Consider the following 22,926-nt stretch of genomic DNA (forward strand, 5'->3'; position numbering starts at 1 on the left):
CCCCTGCTCCCTGTTCTCTTTTGATTCAAAATTATTCATTGGGGTTAGTATAACTCCTAAACTAGAAGGATGAATAAGACTCATATAGTTAGCGATAATAAGCTGTAAAGAAAGATTTAACTTAGTTCTATCCCGCAATTAGCTCAAAATGCAGACACGCAAGCTACTCGACTGGTGGCAAACATTCACACCAATAGCGCGAATCGGGGCGATCGCGTTATTCGTTCCACTGCTAGTTCTAAATGGTTGGGCACTTTCGGTATTTTTCAATTATTTCCATTCTCTCATAGTCATTTTAGTGGGAGCCTCAGTCTTAGCATTTCTGCTCAACTACCCCGTGAGTTGGATGGAACATCATGGTGCTAAACGAGAACAAGTTGCTATCCTAGTGTTTCTCTTGGCTTTATCGATTTTATTGGCGTTGGGTGTGACGCTTGTTCCGTTAGCCCTTACCCAAGCTCAACAATTGGTGGCTCGGTTGCCAGAGTTGATCGACTCTGGACGCTCTCAGCTAATGATATTAAACGAAAAAGCGGAAACTTTTGGTTTACCGATTAACCTCGATGCTCTGGTAGTACAAATCAACGATCGCGTCAAAGGACAATTACAAGCGATCGCTGGGCAAGTCTTAAATCTGGCGGTAGTTACAGTCACTAGTCTGCTAGATATCCTCTTGACGATGGTTTTGACTTTCTACCTTTTACAGCATGGGAGTGAACTCTGGGAAAGTTTAGTAGAATGGCTACCCTCTAAATTTCGCGCTCCTTTCTCCCAAACAGTCCGCCTAAGCTTTCAAAATTTCTTCATTACCCAGTTGATTTTATCTACCTGTATGGCCTCAGCCCTCATTCCTACCTTTTTGTGGCTGAAAGTACCATTTGGACTGCTATTTGGGCTAACTATTGGTCTAATGGCTCTCGTCCCTTTTGGTGGTTCTGTGGGCATTGCTCTGACTACACTATTGGTAGCACTGCAAGATTTCTCAATGGGTGTGAGGGTTTTGATAGCAGCAGTAATCGTACAACAAATTCTCGAAAACTTAATTGCCCCCAGAATTTTAGGCAGTTTTACGGGTTTAAATCCAGTTTGGATTTTAATTTCAGTTTTAACAGGGGCAAGAATTGGCGGACTGTTGGGTGTAATTGTGGCAGTACCCACCGCTGTTGTCATTAAAACCGCTTTAAGTGCCTTGCGTCTTGGTGGCGAGGCAAACGATAGTGGCACGGGGGAGGTAACTGCACCCGTTGCACCAAACGAGTCCTCGAAAGCAAACGCTAACAACACTCTGAGTATTTCTGAAGCGACATTACCTTAATAAAGCAGGAGGTTTCCCGCCTCCTCATTGTGGCTCAATGATGGAACCCATAAACAAAACGTTTCCCGTCTGATTATCCCTAATGGCGCAGAAGAAAGGACGGTCAACAATCATTCGGAATGGTTCTGGTTCATCTCTCAAAGATGTTGCGACTATTCCCACTGAAGTAGCCGCAGCCGCTTCAGTACCTTCTTCGTTCACTTCGACAAAAGTTTTATGCTTAACTTGGCTAATGGCAAAATTTTTACCCATGCCAGAGAAATTGGCTTTGTTGCTGAAAGCCTCTTCCATACCTAAATTTTTCAAGGCATCATTGAGTGTAATATCATATTCTGTTTTGAAGCGGGGTAGGCGAATAAAGCCTTTTTGTTTGTTGAACTGAGTCATCCATTTTTCCCAGTTTTCAATATTCAAGTTCTGATAAAAGGCTTTGAGGTTAGAGTTCTGTTTGGGTAGAAAAATATAAAAACTGATTTTGCCATCTTTACCATAAGGTAAACTAACCGCCTGAAATTGTTCACTTTCATAGTACCTATAGTCACCTTCTTGTGACATCATTGGGTGTTGCTTTCGTTTACCAGATGTAATGTAAAAAGGGTATTGAGCAGTTTGGCTTTTGTCAAATTCGTTACTCCAATTACCTTTAAAATATATGGCATTAATCAGAAACAACACTTGATTAGGTTCAATCGTTTCAACTATTTTATTAATTTTGCCTTTAGTATTTTCTTTTACCCAGTTATTTATAATATTAGATGCGGCGGCATCTTTAAAGTTTAAATTGCTGATTTTAGCTTGATAGAAATCCTGGGTTCTCTTGAGAAAGTCTGGTGCAAAGCTAACATCTTGATTTGCCCAAAGCGAGTTAGCAATACTCAGTTGTACTTTCGCATCTGGATTTTCTAAAAGCTGCTTTAATGCCGCCGCGTAAGAAGAGTTGATTTCTGGTAGATTCATTCCCTGTAATTCCAGGGTTTTTGCCATTGCTTGTTGAGTAGAGCCACTAGCGCCGTTGTAGGTCATGGCAAGAGCGATCGCAACACTCGAAGGTGAGATAAAAACATTATTCTCACCTTTATCATCTTTCAGGACTTCTGAAAATAGTTTGAAGCCAAACTTATTGCTAGACTCAACTATTCTTGTATCAGTGTTGACTGTTTTTTTTTGCAATGGAGTTTCTGGTTGAGGTAAACTAGATTGGGCGAGGGCACTTTTGTTACTCTCGACTTGAGAACAACCTAATACACTGAATAGAACAACACTTGCAGCTGCCAAAGCATAACGTCTGCCCAGACTCACGCCATAACGTCTTTGCAGAAAATTTTCTTTTGCATCACTAAACTTTTGCCGATTCATTCTGCTACCTCACTTGCCAAAGATTCCCGATCTGTGCTCATGGTTGACGCAGACACTGTGTCAATGATTTACTATTGCATTTGATCCAATAGAAAATGAGACTGTTACAGTTTTTGTAACAGCAAGTTAATAGTTCAGAGGAATTAAACACAACTCATTAAAGCTGCTAATTCTTACTTGAAGCGGCTATGCAGACGAATTATGAAAAATCTCAATTTTGAGGAACTTTTCTATTTATCAATAACAGTATTGTAGACTACCTAACATAGAATAACCACTTCTGTTGGGTTTTTATAAAAATAGGATTTACGCCCAACTACAGGCGTTAGGGGTAATTCATCAAATATCCCTAACAGAAAAAACTTGTTTCGGCTATTGTTTTGCAAATCCTGAGATAGAATAACATTTTTAGTTAGCATGAAATACAGAACTGTCATAGGGACGCACGCCTATGCGCCCCGATAGCAGAGTTTGTTCAAATAAATGAAAATGCTGTAAGTTGACACAGATGAAAATTGTGCTGACCTATTTTAATTGGTAGGTACACTCCACCAAGCTAAACTATAGGGTTGAGTCACTTCATTAAGCTTTTGACGAAATTGGACGCGGATTTTGTAATTGCCAGTAGCAGGAATGGGGCAGAAAATATGTTCTACGCTATCGATTTGGCTGATTGAGGAGCAAACAGCACCAGTATCTGAACTTTGAGCATCAGCTTTTACTAAGTATAGGTCGAGATTATTCAAACCGCGATCGCGAAAATTTTCGCCCACATCATATTGTTGGTTTGTATTTTTATCATTGAGTTCTACCAATCGATCCCAACTTAGGGTGACAGCAACAAAACTCCCCTGCTTTAACGGTTTTGCTAACACATAGTCAACAGATGCTCCAACATCCACTTTGCGATAATCCCAACCAATAGCTGGAACCGCAGATGATGGCTGCCATTGACCAGCACTAAATTGTTGATAAGCGCGAAATGTATTTAAATGACCCGCTCCCATTTGAGCATCCAAAGGAATCTTTGGATCTTTATAAGCATCAGAATCTAGCCAGTTTTGATTTTGTTTATCAATTAGCGTCCGGCTCATCCCCAAGCCTAAGCCATCGCCACTATCTTGGATTTTGTCTGCTGAATTCAGCAATACAGCTTTCATTACTTGATGATGCCGAGAATCAATGCTCCAGTTGGGTTGTTTTGTCCGTATTTGTCGGCCAGCAAATTCTTGTAATAGAGCAACGGTAGCCGTAACTTGAGGCGCTGCAAAACTAGTACCTGTAACCTTGTTCAATTTGCCATCTGGATTGAGTAAAGGAATATTATTCCCAGGAGCAACTAAACTGATGGCGGGACGACCATCAAGATTAAATTCCCTACCAGCAAGCCTGCCGCTCGCTCCTTGTTTAGCACCCGCCAGATTAGCCACATCTACTTTGTTAAAAACTCCCCCTCTGCGGGATGAAAAAGCCACGTTCATTCCGTTAAAATTATCTGTAGGGATAGGAATACCACCTTTACCTTGATTACCTGCGATCGCATACAAAACATCATGAACACGGCTAGACCAGTCAACACATAAAGTTAGTAAAGCATTCCCGTCTAAAATAGCCTCTGGTCTAGGATCGCGACTGAGAGGTTCACCAAAGCTAAAATTAATGGCACGGACATCGCCACCATTTTGTAGCGCTATGTGCTGGGCCGATAAACACTCTTCTGGCTGACCCATGCTTTTAGTGGAACCCACCGCAGACGAATACAATCTCGCTCCCGGAGCAATTCCCGGCAAAGCTTTGTCTTTACTTACCATTACACCAGCAACATTGTAGGCGTGAGGGTCAACACCGCTATTAGACTTAGCTGGCCCATTGCGTAAGAATACTCCCGCTAAAGATATGGCGCGATTTTTAGACACCGCCTTATCCCACCCAAACATTCCCGGCCGACCAATTTCCACTTGACCAATAGCAATCTTACGACCGATTAAATTATAAGGAGCTTGGTGTAGCTTCAAAGCATCAATACCGTTAGTTCCCAAAGCAGATTCTAAAGCCGAAGCAATTACCGGCGCACTCAGACAAGAAGCACTTAATCCCCAAATTATCCAGGTTAGTTTTTTAGTCATTTGTTATTTATCATTAGTCATTGGTCATTAGTCATTGGTCAAAGTTAGGAGTTATTATTCTCCCTCTGCTCTCTACTCCTCTAAAAAGGCCGGGATCAAAGTTATGAGTCTTGCTCAATGTTTTGTTACAATGCTTACAGACGAGGACGCTTAAAAACCCACTAGCCATGACCCAAAACCTATCTCAAAAGCCCATTGTAATTTCTCCATCTATCCTATCAGCCGATTTTAGTCGTCTTGGTGACGAAATTCGTGCCGTAGACGCAGCCGGAGCAGATTGGATTCATGTTGATGTAATGGACGGTCGCTTTGTACCTAATATTACGATAGGTCCTCTGATTGTGGAGGCGATTCGTCCGGTTACAACCAAGCCACTGGATGTCCACTTGATGATTGTGGAGCCAGAAAAGTATGTAGAAGGATTTGCTAAAGCGGGTGCTGATATTATCTCCGTACACTGCGAACATAATGCTTCTCCACATCTGCATCGTACCTTGGGGCAAATTAAAGAGCTTGGTAAGAAAGCTGGAGTTGTACTTAATCCTGGTAGTCCTCTAGAGCTAATTGAATACGTTCTAGATTTGTGCGATTTAGTACTGATTATGAGCGTCAACCCTGGTTTTGGTGGTCAAAGCTTTATCCCTGGTGTGTTACCTAAAATCCGCAAGCTGCGTCAAATGTGTGATGAACGCGGTCTTGACCCTTGGATTGAAGTGGATGGAGGACTGAAGGCAAATAATACTTGGCAAGTTTTAGAAGCAGGAGCTAATGCAGTTGTTGCTGGTTCAGCTGTATTTAATGCTAAAGATTATGCTGAGGCTATTACATCAATTCGTAACAGCAAGCGTCCTACCCCAGAATTAGCCAAGGTTTAATTCATTGTTGGATTAACCATTCTCTACAAAAAATAGGGTGGGCAATTTGCTCACCCTATTTTTATTTACACATAAAAATACTGGAAGCTCTTCAAGTTTTGAACTTCCAGTATTTACTATATAAATTGAAAATTTAGAAAGCAGAGATAATCCAGGTTGGGAGGACTAGGATTACAATAGTTGAAAGAGAAGCGTATGACCTACTAGTTCCACCAGCCAAGACAACGATTTCACCATAACTTTCCTGTTTCTGTCCCTGTTATTGGTGTTAAGCGTTTGCTTTATTAAATAAAGCAACACCAATCACAAGATAGAAAGTTTTCTAAGCATTACTCACATCGTCTGCAGTCAATGAAAGGTGTATAAAATTTGGATTGGGGGAATCCACCTCCCCAAATTCTTTTTGCTCAGACTTCCTCAGAAAAAGAACCACCATTAGCAACGGTTTCATCATTCGCCTTGGGATAGGAGTTATTTACTCCATGACCTACTGACTACTTTTGTAATCAGTTTGATTTATTTCATAGTCAGAACTAATCATTGATTTTATGTTTTTAAATTAATTTGCTTGTTGCCAATCACCTCTATTTGGGTTGAAATTGTCGTTGTTATTAGTTTACCAATGTCGTCAATATATATTTGCCATTTTGGCAGATTTTTGCAAAAAAATATCAAATTAATCACTGCGATAGAAAACCTACCATGCGCTCAATTTTAAATTAGCATGGCAGGCTCTCAGATACTCAATCAACTCTAGGGCAGAATCTATTGATTCCAAATTATTTTTTAATTGGCTCCACAGCCTTTCAAGGACATATCTTGAGTTAATGGCGATTTCCTTGATTAATATTTGTTCATTGTCTATCCCAATTTCTGGTCTAAACTAACGCCACGGATTTCTGTTTTTTGCTTTCCAACTACTTCAAGATAAGCAGGTCTTGAATCATTAGCATGTTTCAGCATTTTTAGATTTTCACTTTGCTGTTGTTTTGTTCTGTTGGTTTGAGAGTTTTCTTTCAGCAATCGGTTGTAGGTACGGTACGGAATGTAATGGAGAGGATTATAACCAGCAAAACGTAGCATTAAAACACATGCCCAGGAGTACTTTCCAGCAATAATAGCTTCAACTACTTTATCAAATTGTTGAGCCTTTACTGTTGTATCTAAGTTACTACTAATACCAGCAATTTCTTGATTCATCATAGTGTTTAATTATTTTGGATGAAGTAAACTAGTTCAGTTTCTGCGATTTTTGGCGTTTCAATTGAGGTTTACAAACTGCACTAACTTTTTTGCAGCTGTTAAATCGCTTTCGGGAAATTATCAGCAATTTGGCGGTGTTGGATGTTGACGAGGGCTAAAAATCCATCTATCAACAGATGCGTACATAACTTTCCCAAGCTCTGATTAGCTCCCGCAGCTTTGAGCGGTAAAGATACAGACTGAAAGTTCCCTGCTGCTTGAGATTTACCTTGGTGCTATTAAGCAGAGTTTTAGTGATTTTGGCTGATAACTCCCCTAGTAAACTAGTTTGGGCAAGAGCTAGCTTGTAGTAGGGATACAAATTATATAGATTCATTGCTGAACTGTCCCCTTGGCTTGAGGTTTCGACTGCATTTGACCTGATGATTCTTTGCATGAACTAACCTTTGATTAAAAACAATCAAGTTTTTAAGCAAGTTTGTTGGCTGCTCATTCCTAATTATCCAGATTCACTCCGATGAATTGAGGAAACTGTAGCTTTTACTTGTTAGTAACTGAAAGGTAAAAATTTATCTTTTGTCTTCTCATTTGACTGGTAGGACAAAAGTCTAGGCGTAGCTCTTGGTAGATGCAGTTTTATCCTCTGAAACTTTACCGACTTTTAATTCAATCAATTTTCTCTGTTAAAACGCCTGTATTTCTTACTACTGGTTAATTAAGCAATTTCCGGCAAGTTTTCATATTTTTTTGAGTAGTGGAAAAAATTTATTTATCCTAGAGCTTTAACAACGTCATTCGTATATATACTATTTTTTGTCGTTAATGTCATCTACTAAGTTAGTAGATTTTTAAGTTAAATTTACTGAATGTATTTCGATACGTACTTGCCTATTGTGCAACTTTTAATTTTGTCCTCCCTTGTTAATTTATGAGGGGTCTGACCCCCCACACAATCTAAATTTAAACACTTTATTATTGTCGAGTCTCTAGAAAATACTACCATTAACTATGATGTAAAACAACTTCTAAAAATAGTAACTGCTCAACGTTAAAAAACGTTCGCAGCCATAGCCTTGAACATATTTATTTAATAAGTTCAATTAGATAATAATATTTATTATTCCGATGTTTCTTGATTTACAAGAACTACAGATTCAATGTATCTAAATAAAATCGCTGTAAACCAATCATAAATATTTCATGATTGTTAGCTATTAATAGCAGCTAGCCTATAGCACTCATATTTTATTCTTGAAAAGCTCTTTCCTACCACACAACTAAGTATGCTTACCCCACGTTGCGCGAACAAAAATCAAAGCGGATTGCTATAGTTTTAATTATTATCAGTATCTGTACTAAAATGCTGTGAATAAAAATATATAGTAGGTTAAATCTGGAAAATATAATATTATCAATTTTATTCAACAGTGAATTCTCTATATCTTTATCTTTAAAAATTTCTCAATTAGAGATTACGGATGCTGCGACACTTGGGCTAAATGCTAGTAAAACCATCAATTGCCATGAGTTTGTGATGAGTGCTTTACTCAACAATAATACCTCGGTCTAGAACAAAGATATAGTCGGCATAGAGTAGTCTAGAGTTCTCACTACTTCAACTCTTACCATTACTGAAATTTTCCTTTGTTTCCGGAAACACTCGGAAAATAAAATCACAAATTTAAACTCTGCTTTCTCAGATAAAGACAGGCTAATTCTGGAAACGCATATACTATAGCGGTTCTCAATTGCATCGAATACAGACCTAAGCCCCAGTCCCTTCTTCTTGAAGGGAAGGGGAGTAAGATTCAAAGCCTCTCTCCTTTTAAGAAAGAGGTTTGGAGAGAGTCCAAAGTGTATTGCATCCATAGACGCGTAGCAGCTACTCTTACGAGAACGCTTTCAGCGAACCCGCAGAGTATGAGAACCGTTTTGATAGCTAATCAATTAATAACTAAGTAAATTCCCCAGATTGCCATTGCCCGTAAGTAGGTGCTAGCGCGGAAAGTACCAGCTGCGGTGATAGCTTCAGGGGTGCGAAATTGCAGCCCATTTTCATAAATTTGCTCGACTACAGCCTGTGTTAACCTCAACGCTTCATCTTTCATTCCCATTTGCACAAGAAAAGCCGCTAGCCCAAAGTTTATCCCAGTCCAAACTTCTAGGGGATGAGTAGCTTTAGGGTTTTCTGGTGAACCGTCAGGACGAACACCATTCGCAGCACCAAACTCTCCATTGCAGAATTTCAAAAAGCACGCATCATAAACAGTTTTCAGGGCAGAAAGGGCGCGATCGCTGGGTACAATATCAGGTAAGTCCAATAGTCGGGCGTAGAATTGTCCGCACAACTGATCCGCCATTACCACATCGGAACCACTTTGACTATCAAGTTGGTAATATTGCCCATTCCAAAGTTTTTCTTGGTAAATAGGAAGAGATTGTGCCAACCAAGCTTCATAAGTGGATTTTTGCGCTGCCAACTCTGCTGTGTTACCGATTTGGTAAGTTAATAAAATATCGCTAATTGCGATCGCAGCCTCTAGCGCTGCTAACCACAACCCACCACAATAGGCGCTGACACCCTGTAACCGCCAATCATCAAAGGTTTGGTCAGGCGCACCAGAATTTTCAGGAATTCCATCACCATCAAGGTCAAAGGTTTTCAGGTAATCGAGGGTTTGAACGATCGCATTCCAACAATCTGCTAGAAATTCTACATCGTCAGCACCTGTCAACAGAAAATCGCGGTATACTTGCAAGACAAAATCACTACCTAAATCTTTCCATAAATTGCAGTCTTGATAGCTGGTGTAGTTGGTTTTCTGCCAAACGTGTTCATTTGGTGCGCCTAAATCGTGGGGTGTTGCACCTGCAACTTTGCGAACTGCAATTGGGCTTTCAGCTTTGATTGTCATGTAATAACCAATTATTCGAGGTGTATCATCACCTTGAGGAATCGCCCTTGCAAATGCCCGAATCACCGACTTTTCTAGTTCTGGAAACAGCATCAGTAGGGCAAAAGAGCCATATAATCGCACATCTAGACTTTCATACCAACGATAATCTAGGCACTCCAGCACCGCAAACTGACCGATGGGGTCAAGTTCTGATGCTGCACTCCAGAGAGTACCGCCGCTAGTGAGGTCATAAAGCTCGTTAAATAGAGCCATTTTAAACCAGTTGGGTAAATCTTCCCGGTCGAGAATGGGTTTTTGCCAACTTTGAATTTGCGATCGCCAGGTTTGGTATTCTTGGAGGGCAGTAGATGCGATCGCCCAAGCATTATTTCCACTTCTATCAAAGAAGTCTGTATATCTGCGATAATAGTTGACTCCGGCGGCAAATTCTGTAATGGGTAAATCCCAAGCTAGGACACAGGGAATTTCGAGAGTTTCGCCTGGTTGGAGAGTGAAACGAAGTGCGATTGCAGCCCCTAACTGTTCACCTTCTCCGACTGGATTAGCATCTATATAATTGGACAAAGAACCATCTTTCGCAAAGCTTTGCCACACCTCATCACCTGTTCCTTCAGGATTCCAGCGAGTGTGGTGAAATACTTCTACTTGGGGATGCTTCAGCGTCGCAATACACCAAGTTCCATCACCTTCTTGCAAAGCATCACTACCAACCCGACTTAAAAGACAGCCAAACTGTTGTGGATTTTCAACTATTTGATTGTAGTTTCCTTGACTTTCGCCCCAACGTGGTTGGTATTCATAAACCGGGCTACCATCATCACGCACCCGCACTTCGGGAGATTTGAGGGCATTTGTAAACCAGCCCACCATATTTTGCCAAGTGAGCATAATGCTGAGAGTAATTGGTGCATTTGTGGGGTTGTGGGCATTCCAGAGGAATATTGCTACAGGGTAGCTAGTTTCTTGATAATTACCTGCCCAAACTGGGGAAAATTGCTCACAAGTCAACTGTGCTTGAAATACATTTTCGTACACAAACCAGCTACGTGGGTATAGCGCGTGATAATTACCCGTCCCCTCTGTACTGGGAAGCGTTGGATACCACTGCCAAGCTTTGAGAGTGCCATCATCGGGCCCTTGGGTAGATAAAGCGTAGGCTTGGGTAGATGTGCCATTGGATTCAAATACACTAAATTGACAAGCGGGGACGTTTTTGAAGGTATGCTCACCGCCGTCGATGTGCCACAGGTTAAAATCTCCCCGTGAAGAACGACCGATGCAACCTGCACCAAAGCCACCTAAAGGCATACCATGCCAAGGCCCATCATCGATATTACTTGCGTAGCGGACAGTATAAGGTTTTTCCCAGCCTAAACCGATGGGACGGCTCCAAGTACAAGAGGGAATTTTCACAGAGAGTTGATTTGTCATCGCCTAATGTTACAGCGTGCAGTTACGTCAATGAAGACTAGCGCGATGTGCTATTTTTCTCAAGGGGCACAAATATCAATACTTGTCTGGTTTTGGGGTAAAGGGAAAAGGTTAAAGGGGAAAAACCTTATATATCAAACCTTTCACTCCTTTTACCCACAAATATGCCTTCTCGATTCAGTAGTCTAAGTAAGTTGGCACAATAAAATCAAACTAGTGGACTCTCATGCCTTTAATGTTGCAAAAAAATTGTAGGTTGGGGAGCCAACTGCGTTGCGCGGGTTTCCCGCGTTGTAGCAAGTGGCGTTGGAGGCTTTGCGTAACCCAACATCCTGATATATGTTGGGTTGCGCTCCGCTCCACCCAACCTACGTCTAATGCACTAAAGTCTTTATTGCCTATTTCCTTATACCGCCGATAATTATTTACCCCCACTTACTTAGTAGTAGCTGCTTCAGTTTGACAAAAATATCTCGGCAAAAATCCGAAAAGCAGCAATTTCAGCTTGTAGCTCAGTATATACTTACAAAATTAATATTCACTCTAGTACAGCTGCTACCATATCAAACAAGACTTAGCAAAATCCTCTTGTTTGATATGGTAGGCAAACTTCCACCACAGTGTATTATGAGTCTCAATAAGAATATAATTTTTTGACTTCAAATTTGTCTATCTGTTGAATACGAAATCATCCGCCAAATTAGGAGCGTAATTATGCTACTAGAAACCAAAAACTATCGCCACAAATTAAGCCGCATTTTAATTTGTTCATTGGGTAGTAGTTTGTTGATCACGAGCAATGTGCTACCTATAAATGCTTTAGGGAAACCTCAACATTCTCAAGAATTCATAATTGCTAAATCACCAGATGAGAGACAACCAGAAGCAGTAAAAAAAGGAATTGAGCAACTTCCTGCTTCTCAAGCATCAGTATCTCCAAGAAAGAAGACATCTGTTGAGTCGCCAATACAAACTCGTCCGATATCTTCTAATACAGAAACTTCCCAGCCAACCTCGAATGCTTCAAATGATGACTCTACTTCTAGACCATCTAGACGTAGGACTTCTAACTCAAATTCTAATCGTTCCAATAGTAGTGCATCTAGATCGCCTGGAAGTAGGGCTTCTAATTCAAATACTAATCGTTCTAATGCTGGCTCTGGGAGACGCAAGCCAAGTTCTAATGTAGCTAGAAGTGGCAACCAAAATATCGATCGCTCGGCAATTTCTGCACCTGCAACACCCACTTATAAAGAGATTAACTTTGTAGATGTCGCATTAGGTATTCTGAGTAAGAATGACTTTCAATCTCAAGGTAGATATTTTCATTTCTATGAGTTTGAAGGTAGAGAAAATCAACTAGTTCAAATTAGGCTTGTTGGTAGTAAAGATACACGCAGATCAAATAACTTAAGTTTAAATCCTTTGTTATTTCTGCACGATCCTGATGATAATATCATCGTCAAAAAAGGCACTTTGGAAAAAAGCAGTGATGGCGATGATGCCTTCATTTTTGCGCGGTTGCCTAAGAATGGCATTTACAAAATTGCAGTTACTAGCCGAGATTCTGGTGAGATAGGTCGCTATAGTTTGGCTTTGAGAAATGACAGAGCTAGCTATACCTTAGATGAAGCGGGCCAACTAAGCGCCAATAGCTCAACCTTGAAACAAAATGGAGGCGCTTATAATGTTTCTAATTTCCAAGGAAGAAAAAATCAGCTTGTAAGTATTCGTGTAGATAGTGTTGATGAAGAATTTTCTCCTTACGTAACTTTGCTAAATTCAAAAGGACAGACGATCGCTATAGATAGAGACAAAGATAAAGGTGGCACCTACAGCGCTTTAATTGACCGAGCTAGGTTGCCTGAAGATGACACTTACTATATAGTTGTCAGTTCCAAAAATCCACAGGAACGCGGTAAATATAGATTGACTATCTTCTGATAATTTAGATTGTATGAAAACCTCTGCCTGATTTTACTACGCAAAATCTGTCCCTTTCCAAGCCGGAGAGGGACATTCTAGTAGGGGAGAAATTTTTATTGAGACAACCGCCAAATCTTAATGGTGTTGTCTTCACTACCACTGACAAGGGTTTTACTATCAGGACTGAAGGCTACGGATGTCACAGTGTTGGTATGCCCTGTTAATGTGAGAATTTCTTCTCCTGTGGCCGAATTCCAGAGTTTGACGGCGCGATCGCGGCTACCACTGGCAATAATTTTACCATCGGCACTGAAGGCTACGGTTGTGACTGTGTTGGCGTGTCCTGTCAGTGTGCGAATTTCTTTTCCCGTCAGTAGATCCCAAAGTTTAATGGTGCGATCGCGGCTAGCACTAGCTAAAATTTTCCCATCTGGGCTAATAGCTACAGCTGTTACTGTTTGATAATTTCCCTCTAGTGTGCGGATTGAGTACCCTTTTGTCAGATTCCAGATTTTGATCGTCTTGTCAAAACTGCCACTAGCAAGAATCACGCTATCGGGACTGATGGCTAGCGATCGCACCCAAAATGTATGCCCTACCAATGTCCGAATTTGCTCTCCTGTGGCTAAATCCCAGATTTTAATGGTGTTATCATCACTACCACTCACCAGAGTTTCGCTATCAGCGCTGATCGCTAGGGCACGAACAGAGTCAGAATGCCCTGTAAGAGTGCGAATTTGTTTTCCTGTTGCTAAATTCCAAATTTTGATGGTGCTGTCATCACTGGCACTTGCCAGAGTTTTCCCATCTGGGCTAATTACTAACGTATTGACCTGCTGAGAATAGGCGTTGAGTGAAGATATTTCTTTCCCGGTGGCGAGATTCCAAAGTTTGATTGTGCGTAGGCGTAGCCCGTCGGAGACATCGCCGCCACTGCTGGCAATGGTTTTACCATCGGGGCTGATGGCGATGGATAAAACCGAATTTTCATGTCCTTGGATGGTATTAGCTAAGGAAACCTTACCCAAAGTAATCTTTGGTGGTTGACCTAAAAGCACGTCATCTTTGCCAGAATTATTATGCTGACTCAGCCTAGAAACTAAACTGGTTTGAATGCGACGAAAATGTTTATACCAAGATTCTTGGAATCCGAACAACAGAATAAAAGCACTTACCAAAATTAAAGTTCTCAGTAAGGGATAACTTTTTGGTAAAGATGGGGCTTGAGTCGCGGGGATTTTTCCAGATGACTTGCCGGCTGGTGGTAGGGCGAGGAGTTGTTTTGGAATTAAATCTTTGAGAACTTCATCGGCTGACTGGTAACGTTCATGGATATCTTTTTTTAAAAGTTTGTCGATGACAAAATCCAACTCAGCATTTACTGGACTCCGCAAATATTCCCGCCAATTACTCACCCAGGCGTACCCCGATTCCATCCACAACTGAAAGGGGGAAGTTCCCGTTAGCAGATGAAAGCAGGTAGCGCCTAAACCAAACAAGTCACTGGCAGGGAAAGCTTTACCATCTCTAATTTGTTCTAAGGGAGAATAACCATGTGAACCAATGGATGTGCCAGATTTGTGCTGAACTTTTGCGGTGAATTGCTTTGAGGAACCAAAATCAATCAGACTTAATCGCCCATCACTTTTATGACGGATAATATTTTCTGGCTTGATATCCCGATGAATGACTTTGCGATCATGGATAAATTTCAGGATGGGCAATAAATCTAGCAAAATAGATTGAATATCCCTAGCGTTATAACCCTTGCGCTGTTGCAACTCCTTTAACAAATTATCGCCATTGATAAACTGCTGCACTAAATATAGGCAGCCATCTTGCTCAAAGTAAGCTATTAAAGTCGGAATTTGGGGATGTTCCCCAAGGTCTTGTAGTCGCTGCGCTTCTTCGGCAAACAATTCCATCGCCTTTTTTTGCGACCAAGTTCCTTGGAACTTTGGAGCTAATTGCTTGACAACACAACGTTCATTGAGTTTATCGACATCTTCTGATAGATAGGTTCTGCCAAATCCCCCCTCATCTGAAAGGACTCGGATGACACGGAAGCGATTTCTTAAAAGTGACACCAACGGGGTGCTACAACTTTGGCAAAACTTCTTTCCATTGGAATTCAGGGGATTTAGGCAATCGGGATTCAAGCAGCAGATCATGATCTGACAGGCGCGACTGCATAACAACTTAGGCTAAGTTTGCCCCGAACTGTCCCTGAAGAAAATTGACTCTCGCTTACTTGTGGTAGAAAACCCTGTTCTGGGGATTGGGGAATTACTTAATATAGTTAGCGTTTGTAAATAGTAGTCAGTCTTCCTCTTCTGTGGAAAACTACGAGAGCCATAAAATTAATTATTCTTCCGATTATATAATAATCTGAATAGAAATATTTCTCTGAACTGCTACTCCTAGTAATTGTGCTTGTATATTGACAAGCAAAAATTGACTAAGCATTAAGTTAAACCCTGATTAATTAACCATCACTGACGATGAAATGGAGTCGCAATAGTTACTAGATTTGTTTTTGATATTTTCAATTGCTCATAATAATTGTTAATTTGATACTTTAGGCAATAAAAGGTTGTTTGAAAAGTATGTTGCGGTGATTTTAGACACTTTCAGATCCCCCTAATACCCATTTTTAATGGAGATTTAGCAGGATCTACAACTATTTGATACATCACAAATAACTTTTAAAATACCTTCTAACTTAATTTTACTATCTTGTTTACTTAAGCCTAGCTCTCCATTTTCGAATAGCATTAGCAGTTCTGGCGACTGGTGGTATGTAGACATCTGGAATTTCGTTAGAGTTTTCGTATTGTGTAATACTTTTATTATTTAATTTTTGGGTAGTTAGACAGTTAGCTAAAGTAGGCAAATAGCTTTCATAACTTAAGGCTCTTATTACTTCATCGACAGTCTTAAACCGCTCGTCTAATGTAATCTTCACCATTTTCCCTAAAGTTTTGGCGAAACTATCGGTAATATTTACTTCTTTTTGCCAGCATATCTCACCACTATTTGGGTGGTAATCAAATTCTAAAGGACTTTTACCAGTCAACATATAAATACAAGTTACACCCAGTGCATAAATATCACTGGCATAAACTGGGCGAAGAGAATACTGTTCTGGTGGTGCAAATCCCCTAGTTCCAATAAAGTTGGTATTCACAGCTTGATTGGTAGAGTTTTCACAAGCATCAACTACTTGCTCTTTCACTGCACCAAAATCAATCAGCACTACCCGCTTGTCATACTCACACCGCAATAAATTCTGGGGCTTAATATCCCGATGAATCACATGATGTTTATGAAGATACTGTAATACTGGTAATAATTCCTGTAAAAACTGTTTTACGGAGGCTTCACTTTTGGGCCCACCTCGCCGCACTTCTTGGGCTAAAGTCCAACCCGGTACGTATTCTTGAATTAAAAAAAACTCCTCATTCACCTGAAAGTAGTCTAGCAGCATGGGAATTTGCGAATGACTACCGAGTTGGCCTAAAGTTCTTGCTTCTTTTTCAAAACGCGCACATGCCTTTTGCCAACTTTGAGGACTAGTCACTTTCGGGCAAAGCTGTTTAATGACGCATAGAGGATGTCCAGGTAATACGGCATTTTTGGCTAAAAAAGTGATGCCAAAACCACCTTTACCTAGAACTTGCAATATTTCATAGCGATCGCGGAATAGCTTCTTGGAAGCACACATCTGACCTAGTTGAGTTTGCTGTGAAATGCTCTCTTGAGAATTCGTTATTTTCTGAGAAAAGCGATTCATTAGTATAGAATATCTGCTCTGAAATGTCTCTAATCCTACGACAAATATTGCTTAATAACAGTAATATTACTGGAACTTTGCCAAATCATCATTATTCTTCTTAGGACTTACGCAAAAGTACACACAGTATCTGCGGTACTCCCCTGGAGAACTCGTAGAATAGCCGCGAATGCGTCTACATGAATCCACCTGCATTTCTTGATAGCGATTAGCGATTTATGACGATCGATATTTTGAGGTTAGTCTTGCGAGTCTTTGTTATGGCTGTTAATGTGGATGAGCATATTAGCCTCGCAGGAGCTAACCAGGGATAAAATGGGCTAAATAGTCTCAAAAATAGGCAAATATCTCATTTGAAAACTATCGCTCCTTTATGGCAACTTTGACGGTCAGCCTTATTCCAAAACTCCAAAATTATTCCAATCAAAATAATATTGAAAAAACATGAAAGTGAGCATAACAGTACTACAATTATCAGGAATTTTAGATAATATCAGAGGTAATGAACTACGTCGTCAAGTTAGTGGACTTCTCACAGAAGGAGCCAATATTTTTTTGCTTGATATGAAAGAGATAAAGCTTATTGATAGCTCTGGTTTAGGCGCTTTAATCTCAGTAATGCAAATGGTGCAAAGTGCTAATGGGAAACTTTTTATATGTTCTGTCAGCGAGCAAGTCAGGATGTTGTTTCAACTTACAAAAGTAGATAGAATTTTTCAAATATTTGCCGATCAAGAGGAATTCAATCGCCAAATATTGGCAACCTTAGAGGTGGACAAAAAGGGCTAAAATTCAGACAGAATAGTCAATATATAGAAATTCTATTTGATTGCGTGAAAAAACTCCGTACAACTCAAAAAGCCGTCTTTTCTATTGCCTTCCCACGCAAGTAAATATAGGTACGCCACGCTGCGCGAACAAAAATCAAAGCGGATTCCTATAGGGACATAAAAAATAATTAACCATAGATTAAAGATATATTCTCGTAGTGGCGTACATCCGTACGCCACTATTCATTCAAATGAGAATGGCTATAAAACCAAGGGTATTGAGTTCTAAGGCACTTCAATGGGAATCAAAGCATTTTCTGGCAAGTAATTGCAAAAACGCCCTTCATCTGCAAGCACCAAAATCAGGCGCAGGGGATAATCTGGCGGAACTTGCAAATCTGCCCACGGTACAGCCAACTCTAAACAACTATTTATTGCTACTTGAGCGCGACTGAAACGGGGCTGCCATTGATAATTGTCTCCAGCTTCTCGAAACTGAATCGATTGCGTGAGCAAATTAACTTCCAGAAGATGGTGAAAATGATAATTAAGTGGGGCTGCATCTGGTACATCTGCCAAAGGAACTGGGCTATTAACCATTGTTTTTTCTGGATAAAACCACAGCAAATTCAATTCTGTGGGAAAATCCTTTCCTGGTGCAACGCCACCTTTAAAGTCCAGCCGCACATAGAAATTGAGGTGATCTACGCCATACCAAAGTCGCTGGATGACACTGCTATTGTGCATCGTCCCCCGCGCCCCGCCGATTTCTATGCGTCCAGCTTTGTCCCAATCTTGCTCATCACCCTTACCATCGATAACAGGATGGATAAACCCTTGTGGCGTGTGGCTTCCTTGTGCTTCGTGGATTTCCACTGGTTGCTTGAGATAAGGCGGTATAGGTTCATTTAATGCTTTGTAAATGCCAAATAGGTGTTCTCGAAATAACTGGTCAAAGATGGCATCTTGATTTGAGGAGTGTCCTGCACCAAACCACCAAAACCAGTCTGAACCCTCTGCGGCATACAATGCTTCCCATGCTTCTGGATTGTTTTCTTCCGTTGCTTCGGGATGACTTGCGAGCATTTCTCTTGCTTCCGTTAAGTAATCCCAAGCGCGATTTTTGGCGCGATCGCCGATCCAGGTGGTGAAGCTGCCATCCACCCAAGAACCACTATGTAGTTGCCCTCCGGGAATAGTGGCTGTGGCGGGGAATTCTTCCAGAAATTCGGAAACGGTGACGAGTTTAAGGTGGGGTTCATCGCTCAAACTTTGATACAAAGCTTCTAAGAAGGGTTTGCCATCTTCGGGATAAAATTCCCAGCAATTCTCCCCATCCAAGGCAATGGTAACTAGCCAAGGTTGATCGCTTTGACTGTCTCTTTGCATTTTAGCGATCGCTTGCAAATGTCCCACTAAGTCTGCTGCTGCCTTTTTTGCGGGCATCGCACTGTAGGTAAACCCAATCAAATCTGATAATCTGTGGTCACGAAATACAATTGACAAATCGCCCTCTGCGGTTTGCAGCCGATAGGGTCGGTACAACAGTTCTGGTTGCTGCACATTCCCCGCCCCATCCCGATGAAAAAAGTGTTTTAACGTCCATCCCAAGACAGCTTCATCTGAGCATATCCACTTAAATCCTTGGTTAATAATGTGTGGAAGTATCGTCGGACTGACTGACTGTTCCGAAGGCCACAAACCACGAGGTATTTGTCCAAAGCGGTCTTTATAAAAGTTCCAAGCTTTCCGTAGGTGACGGGGAATATCTTCTTCCCACTGAAAGCGCTGCTTAGGTAGTGTCATATTCGGCACGGCTACCCGACCAGAGTTAGTATCAGCGAGTAAGGGTAAAATCGGGTGGGTGTAGGGCGTAGTGGTAACTTCTAGTTGCCCCGCCTCCTGCATTTTGCGGTGTTGGGGGATGATGCGGCTGAGGATTTCTCGTTGTTTGGAATAAATGCGCTGGCGATCGCTTAAAGTAAAATTCCGACCCTGTTTTAACCAAGTAGCAATTTCCGGGTCATCCCAAAACAGTGGATCGATCCAAGCTAAATTGTGCCAAGCTAGCAAATCACCATAATCAGGCAATTCCCAATTTGCTAAACACCAGGCTTGCCCCTTCTCCTGCCTTTGCTGATACAATTCGCCATAGCGGGGATGTGGGTCAATCAACGTATGGTGATTGGCATCAAAAAAGTGTTGGATAATGAATTCCCTCTGTTCCTGGCTGAGTTGTTCATCCGGTGTCAAGCAGGCTGTGAGGTAAGGGTCAAAAGCAGTCCCAGCAACATAATCTTCGAGTTGTAATATCAGCGATGGAACTAAATTCACCGTTTGGTGTAACTTAGGATACCGCTCTAAGAGCAATACCAAATCCAAATAATCTTTAGTCCCATGTAAACGTACCCAAGGTAGGCGGTACTGCTGACTGGCAGATAGGGCACTACCAGGAGATTTGTACAGAGGCTGATGTTGATGCCAGATAAAAGCGATGTAAAGAGGATGGGACATAGGAATAGTTAGGAGTTAAGAATGAGGAGTTAGGAGTTGATTCAAAACTCATAACTCCTAACTCCTAACTCCTAACTTTTACACCACTTGTTCAATTTCCGCAATTTCAGGAATCATTTCTTTTAGGCGGCGCTCAATACCCATTCTCAGGGTCATTGCAGAACTGGGACAAGAACCACAAGCACCTTGCAGGCGCAGCTTTACAACAGGCCCATCGAGTTCTACGAGTTCCACATTGCCGCCATCAGACATGAGATAAGGGCGCATTTCATCTAAGACTGTTTCAACGTTGTCAATTGTGAGTTCCATAGTTTTAGACCTGCTAAGTTAATGGTGGGCATTAGGAATGGGGCATGAGGCATGAGGCATGGGGCATGGGACATTGAATAATAATGATTCCTGTGCCAGATGCGCTATTACTCGTTAACTATTATCCAAAATCTTATTTTCCATGTTGTCTGAACAAAGTTTTCGTGTGAGCCTCCTACTTTACTTTAGCTTTTAGGTTCTGCTTTGCAGTCAGACGGAAGACAGGATTTAATTCTCCAAGTACACGTCACCGTAAAAAGGAGTCAAAAATCTATTTTTTGTAAATTTTGAGTAAAGCGGAGCAAAAGTCAACATTTAGGCGTTTGTTGTGTTCTGTTCTTCAACCCAGCCCATAATTATACAATTTTGTGGTCTAGGGACGGAATTATTTCCAATCTCCCATACCCAGTTTTGTTATTTATTGAATAATAATTACTAAGAAACTTTAAGATTCCCAATTCCCAATTCCCAACTCATTACTCAACACTCTCTGTTGAATCGCTATCAGTAGACGAAACCATAACTGGCTGTTGATATAGTGGCACTGTAAATGTCACTGTTGAACCAAGTCCTTCACCCAGACTATAAAAATGTACCTCGCCGCCCATTGCTTCTACTAGCTTCTGAGATATTGCCAGTCCTAAACCTGTGCCACCATACTGGCGAGTGCGTGAGCCATCCACCTGAGAAAATAATTGAAACAGTTTATCTTGTTTGTCTAGGGAAACACCGATACCTGTGTCTGCCACACGGACTCTTACCATGCCAGGAAATTGCTGGTCTTGAAGCTTCGATTTTTTGAGTACTAAATCGGCGCTGACGGTGACACCGCCTTCATGGGTAAATTTGATGGCATTACCTAGCAAATTGAGCATCACTTGGAGCAAGCGTTGGTAGTTGCTTTGGACAATAATTTCATCAGAGGTAGCAGGCATTTGCATCCGAAAGCTGAGGTTTCTCATTTCTGCTTGGGGACGCATGAAACTTTCTACATCACTAAATAGCTCATTTAGCTTAACTGGAGCGTAAGCTAGCTCCATTTTGCCCGCTTCAATTTTGGCAATATCCAAAATATCGTTGATGATATTTAGTAGATGTATCGATAAGTTGTGAGCTTCTTCTAAAAATTGATTTTGTTCTTCTGGGTCATCTGCCATCCCTTCCAAAATCAGCTTTAAGAAGCCAATCATGCCATTGAGGGGGGTACGAATTTCATGGGATACATTAGCCAGAAACTCGCTTTTGAGACGGGAAGCTTCTTCGGCTTTTTGACGCGCTACTTCTAATTCTTCATATAAAGTAGCATGTGCGATCGCAGTTCCCAATTGATCTGCTGCTTCTTTTGCTAGCTCTAATTCCGATTCTGTTAATGTATAGCATTCATCTTGCCAATTCAAGGCAACCAATCCATTGGCTTGGTCTTGATAGCAAGTCGCAACCACCAAAGTTTTCTGCCGCCCAGACTCTGTGCATCCAGGCACTTCCATCACAACTGGTTCTAGGGTTGTCAAAGCCTGAGCAAAGGCAGGCTCAGAAACTACATCTATTTCCAAGCCTAGCATTGATCTGAGTTCTGGCTGGCGATACTCAGCCTTCACTTTTACTTTTGAGCTAGAGGGCTGATAAGGACAAATAATACAGCGCTCTAGCCGCAGTGCTTTTCCCAAACTATCAACTGTTTGCTGCCAAATAATATCTAAATCCAATGTCCGGCGAATATTTCTGGTAATCCCATTTACCAGTTTTTGATGTTGCTGTGAACGTAAAGCCAACTCTATTTGTGTGGGCGTTTTGGATGCCACACGTGCTTGTTTTTTGTTGAGTGTCGCTTGCACTAAGCGTCCCATAACTAAAACTGTAGTGGCAGTTGTTCCCAAACTCGGCATAATCGGACTAATCACTAAGTCCAACTCAAATAATTCCTGATGGTAGCTAAACCAACACTGAAACCTTTCTGGCACCAAACTTGTCAAAATTCGGTGCAATCGTTCCACATAATTAACCTTATCCACTGGGGCAAAGGTTTGCGTCTGGTTTAACTCGTCAACTATTTTTTCGGTATTTAACCCCAGGAGTTCGCTGTGCTGCCAATGAAAGGTCAGATAGCGCCCTGCCCCATCTTGCGTATACACCAACTCAGCTCCTAGAGTTGGTAATAAGCCATCAGTTTTACTGGTAATAGATTCCAGATTTTGGGAAAATACATTCGGCAATTGGGAATTGGCAGTAATAGTCATTAATTGAGTTGGATAGACAAAGGATATCCGACCGTAATTGTACTAAAGCTGCTAAAATTTGTATATAAATTTTTACAGCTTTTTTGCTTTTATTGCGTATTTACTTGGTGTTCTGAAATCCAGCTTGGCAAACTTCACCTTTTTTAAATTGCA

13 protein-coding genes and 1 pseudogene are annotated in these 22,926 nt (G+C 41.2%); 4 read left to right on the forward strand and 10 right to left on the reverse strand.

The window, feature by feature from the left end:
• Positions 1–148: 148 nt before the first annotated feature.
• Complete coding sequence (locus GNF10_RS00620; protein ID WP_185581475.1) at positions 149–1,315, forward strand: AI-2E family transporter; 1,167 nt, start codon at positions 149–151, stop codon at positions 1,313–1,315.
• A gap of 24 nt (positions 1,316–1,339) precedes the next feature.
• Here GNF10_RS00620 and GNF10_RS00625 read toward each other — a convergent pair whose 3' ends face one another.
• Both GNF10_RS00625 and GNF10_RS00630 read right to left on the reverse strand, forming a co-directional pair.
• Positions 1,340–2,671, reverse strand: a complete 1,332-nt coding sequence (locus GNF10_RS00625; RefSeq protein ID WP_185581476.1) for a serpin family protein — start codon at positions 2,669–2,671, stop codon at positions 1,340–1,342.
• Between the two features lie 530 nt (positions 2,672–3,201).
• Positions 3,202–4,797 carry a S8 family serine peptidase gene (locus tag GNF10_RS00630; RefSeq protein ID WP_185581477.1) on the reverse strand — a complete coding sequence of 532 codons (1,596 nt, stop codon included), beginning with the start codon at positions 4,795–4,797 and terminating at the stop codon, positions 3,202–3,204.
• A gap of 167 nt (positions 4,798–4,964) precedes the next feature.
• Between GNF10_RS00630 and rpe the strand changes: the two genes are divergently transcribed.
• On the forward strand, positions 4,965–5,672 hold the full coding sequence (gene rpe / locus GNF10_RS00635) for a ribulose-phosphate 3-epimerase (protein WP_114081048.1): 708 nt from the start codon (positions 4,965–4,967) through the stop codon (positions 5,670–5,672).
• A gap of 864 nt (positions 5,673–6,536) precedes the next feature.
• Here the strand turns inward: rpe and GNF10_RS00640 are convergent.
• The 3 genes and pseudogenes from GNF10_RS00640 to GNF10_RS00650 all read right to left on the reverse strand — a co-directional run.
• Positions 6,537–6,872 (reverse strand): annotated as a pseudogene (locus GNF10_RS00640) (HetP family heterocyst commitment protein); the annotation flags it as partial.
• A gap of 172 nt (positions 6,873–7,044) precedes the next feature.
• Positions 7,045–7,251 (reverse strand): hypothetical protein, encoded by a 207-nt coding sequence (locus tag GNF10_RS00645; RefSeq protein ID WP_185581478.1) that lies wholly within the window; start codon positions 7,249–7,251, stop codon positions 7,045–7,047.
• 1,567 nt (positions 7,252–8,818) lie between these two features.
• Complete coding sequence (locus GNF10_RS00650) at positions 8,819–11,224, reverse strand: GH116 family glycosyl hydrolase (protein ID WP_185586484.1); 2,406 nt, start codon at positions 11,222–11,224, stop codon at positions 8,819–8,821.
• Between the two features lie 714 nt (positions 11,225–11,938).
• Here GNF10_RS00650 and GNF10_RS00655 point away from each other — a divergent pair.
• Complete coding sequence (locus GNF10_RS00655) at positions 11,939–13,168, forward strand: peptidase (RefSeq protein ID WP_185586485.1); 1,230 nt, start codon at positions 11,939–11,941, stop codon at positions 13,166–13,168.
• A 95-nt stretch (positions 13,169–13,263) separates the two neighbouring features.
• Here the strand turns inward: GNF10_RS00655 and GNF10_RS00660 are convergent, their stop codons facing one another.
• Together GNF10_RS00660 and GNF10_RS00665 are read right to left on the reverse strand one after the other, a co-directional pair.
• On the reverse strand, positions 13,264–15,321 hold the full coding sequence (locus GNF10_RS00660) for a serine/threonine-protein kinase (RefSeq protein WP_185586486.1): 2,058 nt from the start codon (positions 15,319–15,321) through the stop codon (positions 13,264–13,266).
• Between the two features lie 569 nt (positions 15,322–15,890).
• Entirely contained in the window at positions 15,891–16,943 is a 1,053-nt protein-coding gene (locus GNF10_RS00665; protein ID WP_185586487.1) for a serine/threonine-protein kinase, read from the reverse strand.
• Between the two features lie 444 nt (positions 16,944–17,387).
• Between GNF10_RS00665 and GNF10_RS00670 the strand changes: the two genes are divergently transcribed.
• The gene (locus GNF10_RS00670; RefSeq protein ID WP_185586488.1) at positions 17,388–17,732 is read left to right on the forward strand and encodes an STAS domain-containing protein; all 345 of its coding nucleotides are present in this window, start codon (positions 17,388–17,390) and stop codon (positions 17,730–17,732) included.
• 266 nt (positions 17,733–17,998) lie between these two features.
• On the opposite strand, the gene GNF10_RS00675 is transcribed toward GNF10_RS00670, so the two are convergent.
• The 3 genes from GNF10_RS00675 to GNF10_RS00685 all read right to left on the reverse strand — a co-directional run bounded on the left by GNF10_RS00675 (position 17,999) and on the right by GNF10_RS00685 (position 22,773).
• Positions 17,999–20,227 (reverse strand): glycoside hydrolase, encoded by a 2,229-nt coding sequence (locus GNF10_RS00675; RefSeq protein WP_185586489.1) that lies wholly within the window; start codon positions 20,225–20,227, stop codon positions 17,999–18,001.
• 78 nt (positions 20,228–20,305) lie between these two features.
• Positions 20,306–20,536 (reverse strand): NifU family protein, encoded by a 231-nt coding sequence (locus tag GNF10_RS00680; RefSeq protein ID WP_012408256.1) that lies wholly within the window; start codon positions 20,534–20,536, stop codon positions 20,306–20,308.
• A gap of 476 nt (positions 20,537–21,012) precedes the next feature.
• Complete coding sequence (locus tag GNF10_RS00685; protein WP_185586490.1) at positions 21,013–22,773, reverse strand: ATP-binding protein; 1,761 nt, start codon at positions 22,771–22,773, stop codon at positions 21,013–21,015.
• Positions 22,774–22,926: the final 153 nt, after the last annotated feature.

Source organism: Nostoc sp. UCD121 (genome assembly GCF_014222285.1).
Classification (GTDB): domain Bacteria; phylum Cyanobacteriota; class Cyanobacteriia; order Cyanobacteriales; family Nostocaceae; genus Nostoc.

Excerpts from the sequence above, each read along its gene's own strand:
- GNF10_RS00645 (WP_185581478.1), bottom strand. The coding sequence starts at position 7,251 with ATGAATCTATATAATTTGTATCCCTACTACAAGCTAGCTCTTGCCCAA.
- GNF10_RS00670 (WP_185586488.1), top strand. The coding sequence starts at position 17,388 with ATGAAAGTGAGCATAACAGTACTACAATTATCAGGAATTTTAGATAAT.
- GNF10_RS00655 (WP_185586485.1), top strand. The coding sequence starts at position 11,939 with ATGCTACTAGAAACCAAAAACTATCGCCACAAATTAAGCCGCATTTTA.
- GNF10_RS00660 (WP_185586486.1), bottom strand. The coding sequence starts at position 15,321 with ATGATCTGCTGCTTGAATCCCGATTGCCTAAATCCCCTGAATTCCAAT.
- GNF10_RS00650 (WP_185586484.1), bottom strand. The coding sequence starts at position 11,224 with ATGACAAATCAACTCTCTGTGAAAATTCCCTCTTGTACTTGGAGCCGT.
- GNF10_RS00685 (WP_185586490.1), bottom strand. The coding sequence starts at position 22,773 with ATGACTATTACTGCCAATTCCCAATTGCCGAATGTATTTTCCCAAAAT.
- GNF10_RS00630 (WP_185581477.1), bottom strand. The coding sequence starts at position 4,797 with ATGACTAAAAAACTAACCTGGATAATTTGGGGATTAAGTGCTTCTTGT.
- GNF10_RS00625 (WP_185581476.1), bottom strand. The coding sequence starts at position 2,671 with ATGAATCGGCAAAAGTTTAGTGATGCAAAAGAAAATTTTCTGCAAAGA.
- GNF10_RS00680 (WP_012408256.1), bottom strand. The coding sequence starts at position 20,536 with ATGGAACTCACAATTGACAACGTTGAAACAGTCTTAGATGAAATGCGC.
- rpe (WP_114081048.1), top strand. The coding sequence starts at position 4,965 with ATGACCCAAAACCTATCTCAAAAGCCCATTGTAATTTCTCCATCTATC.
- GNF10_RS00675 (WP_185586489.1), bottom strand. The coding sequence starts at position 20,227 with ATGTCCCATCCTCTTTACATCGCTTTTATCTGGCATCAACATCAGCCT.
- GNF10_RS00665 (WP_185586487.1), bottom strand. The coding sequence starts at position 16,943 with ATGAATCGCTTTTCTCAGAAAATAACGAATTCTCAAGAGAGCATTTCA.
- GNF10_RS00620 (WP_185581475.1), top strand. The coding sequence starts at position 149 with ATGCAGACACGCAAGCTACTCGACTGGTGGCAAACATTCACACCAATA.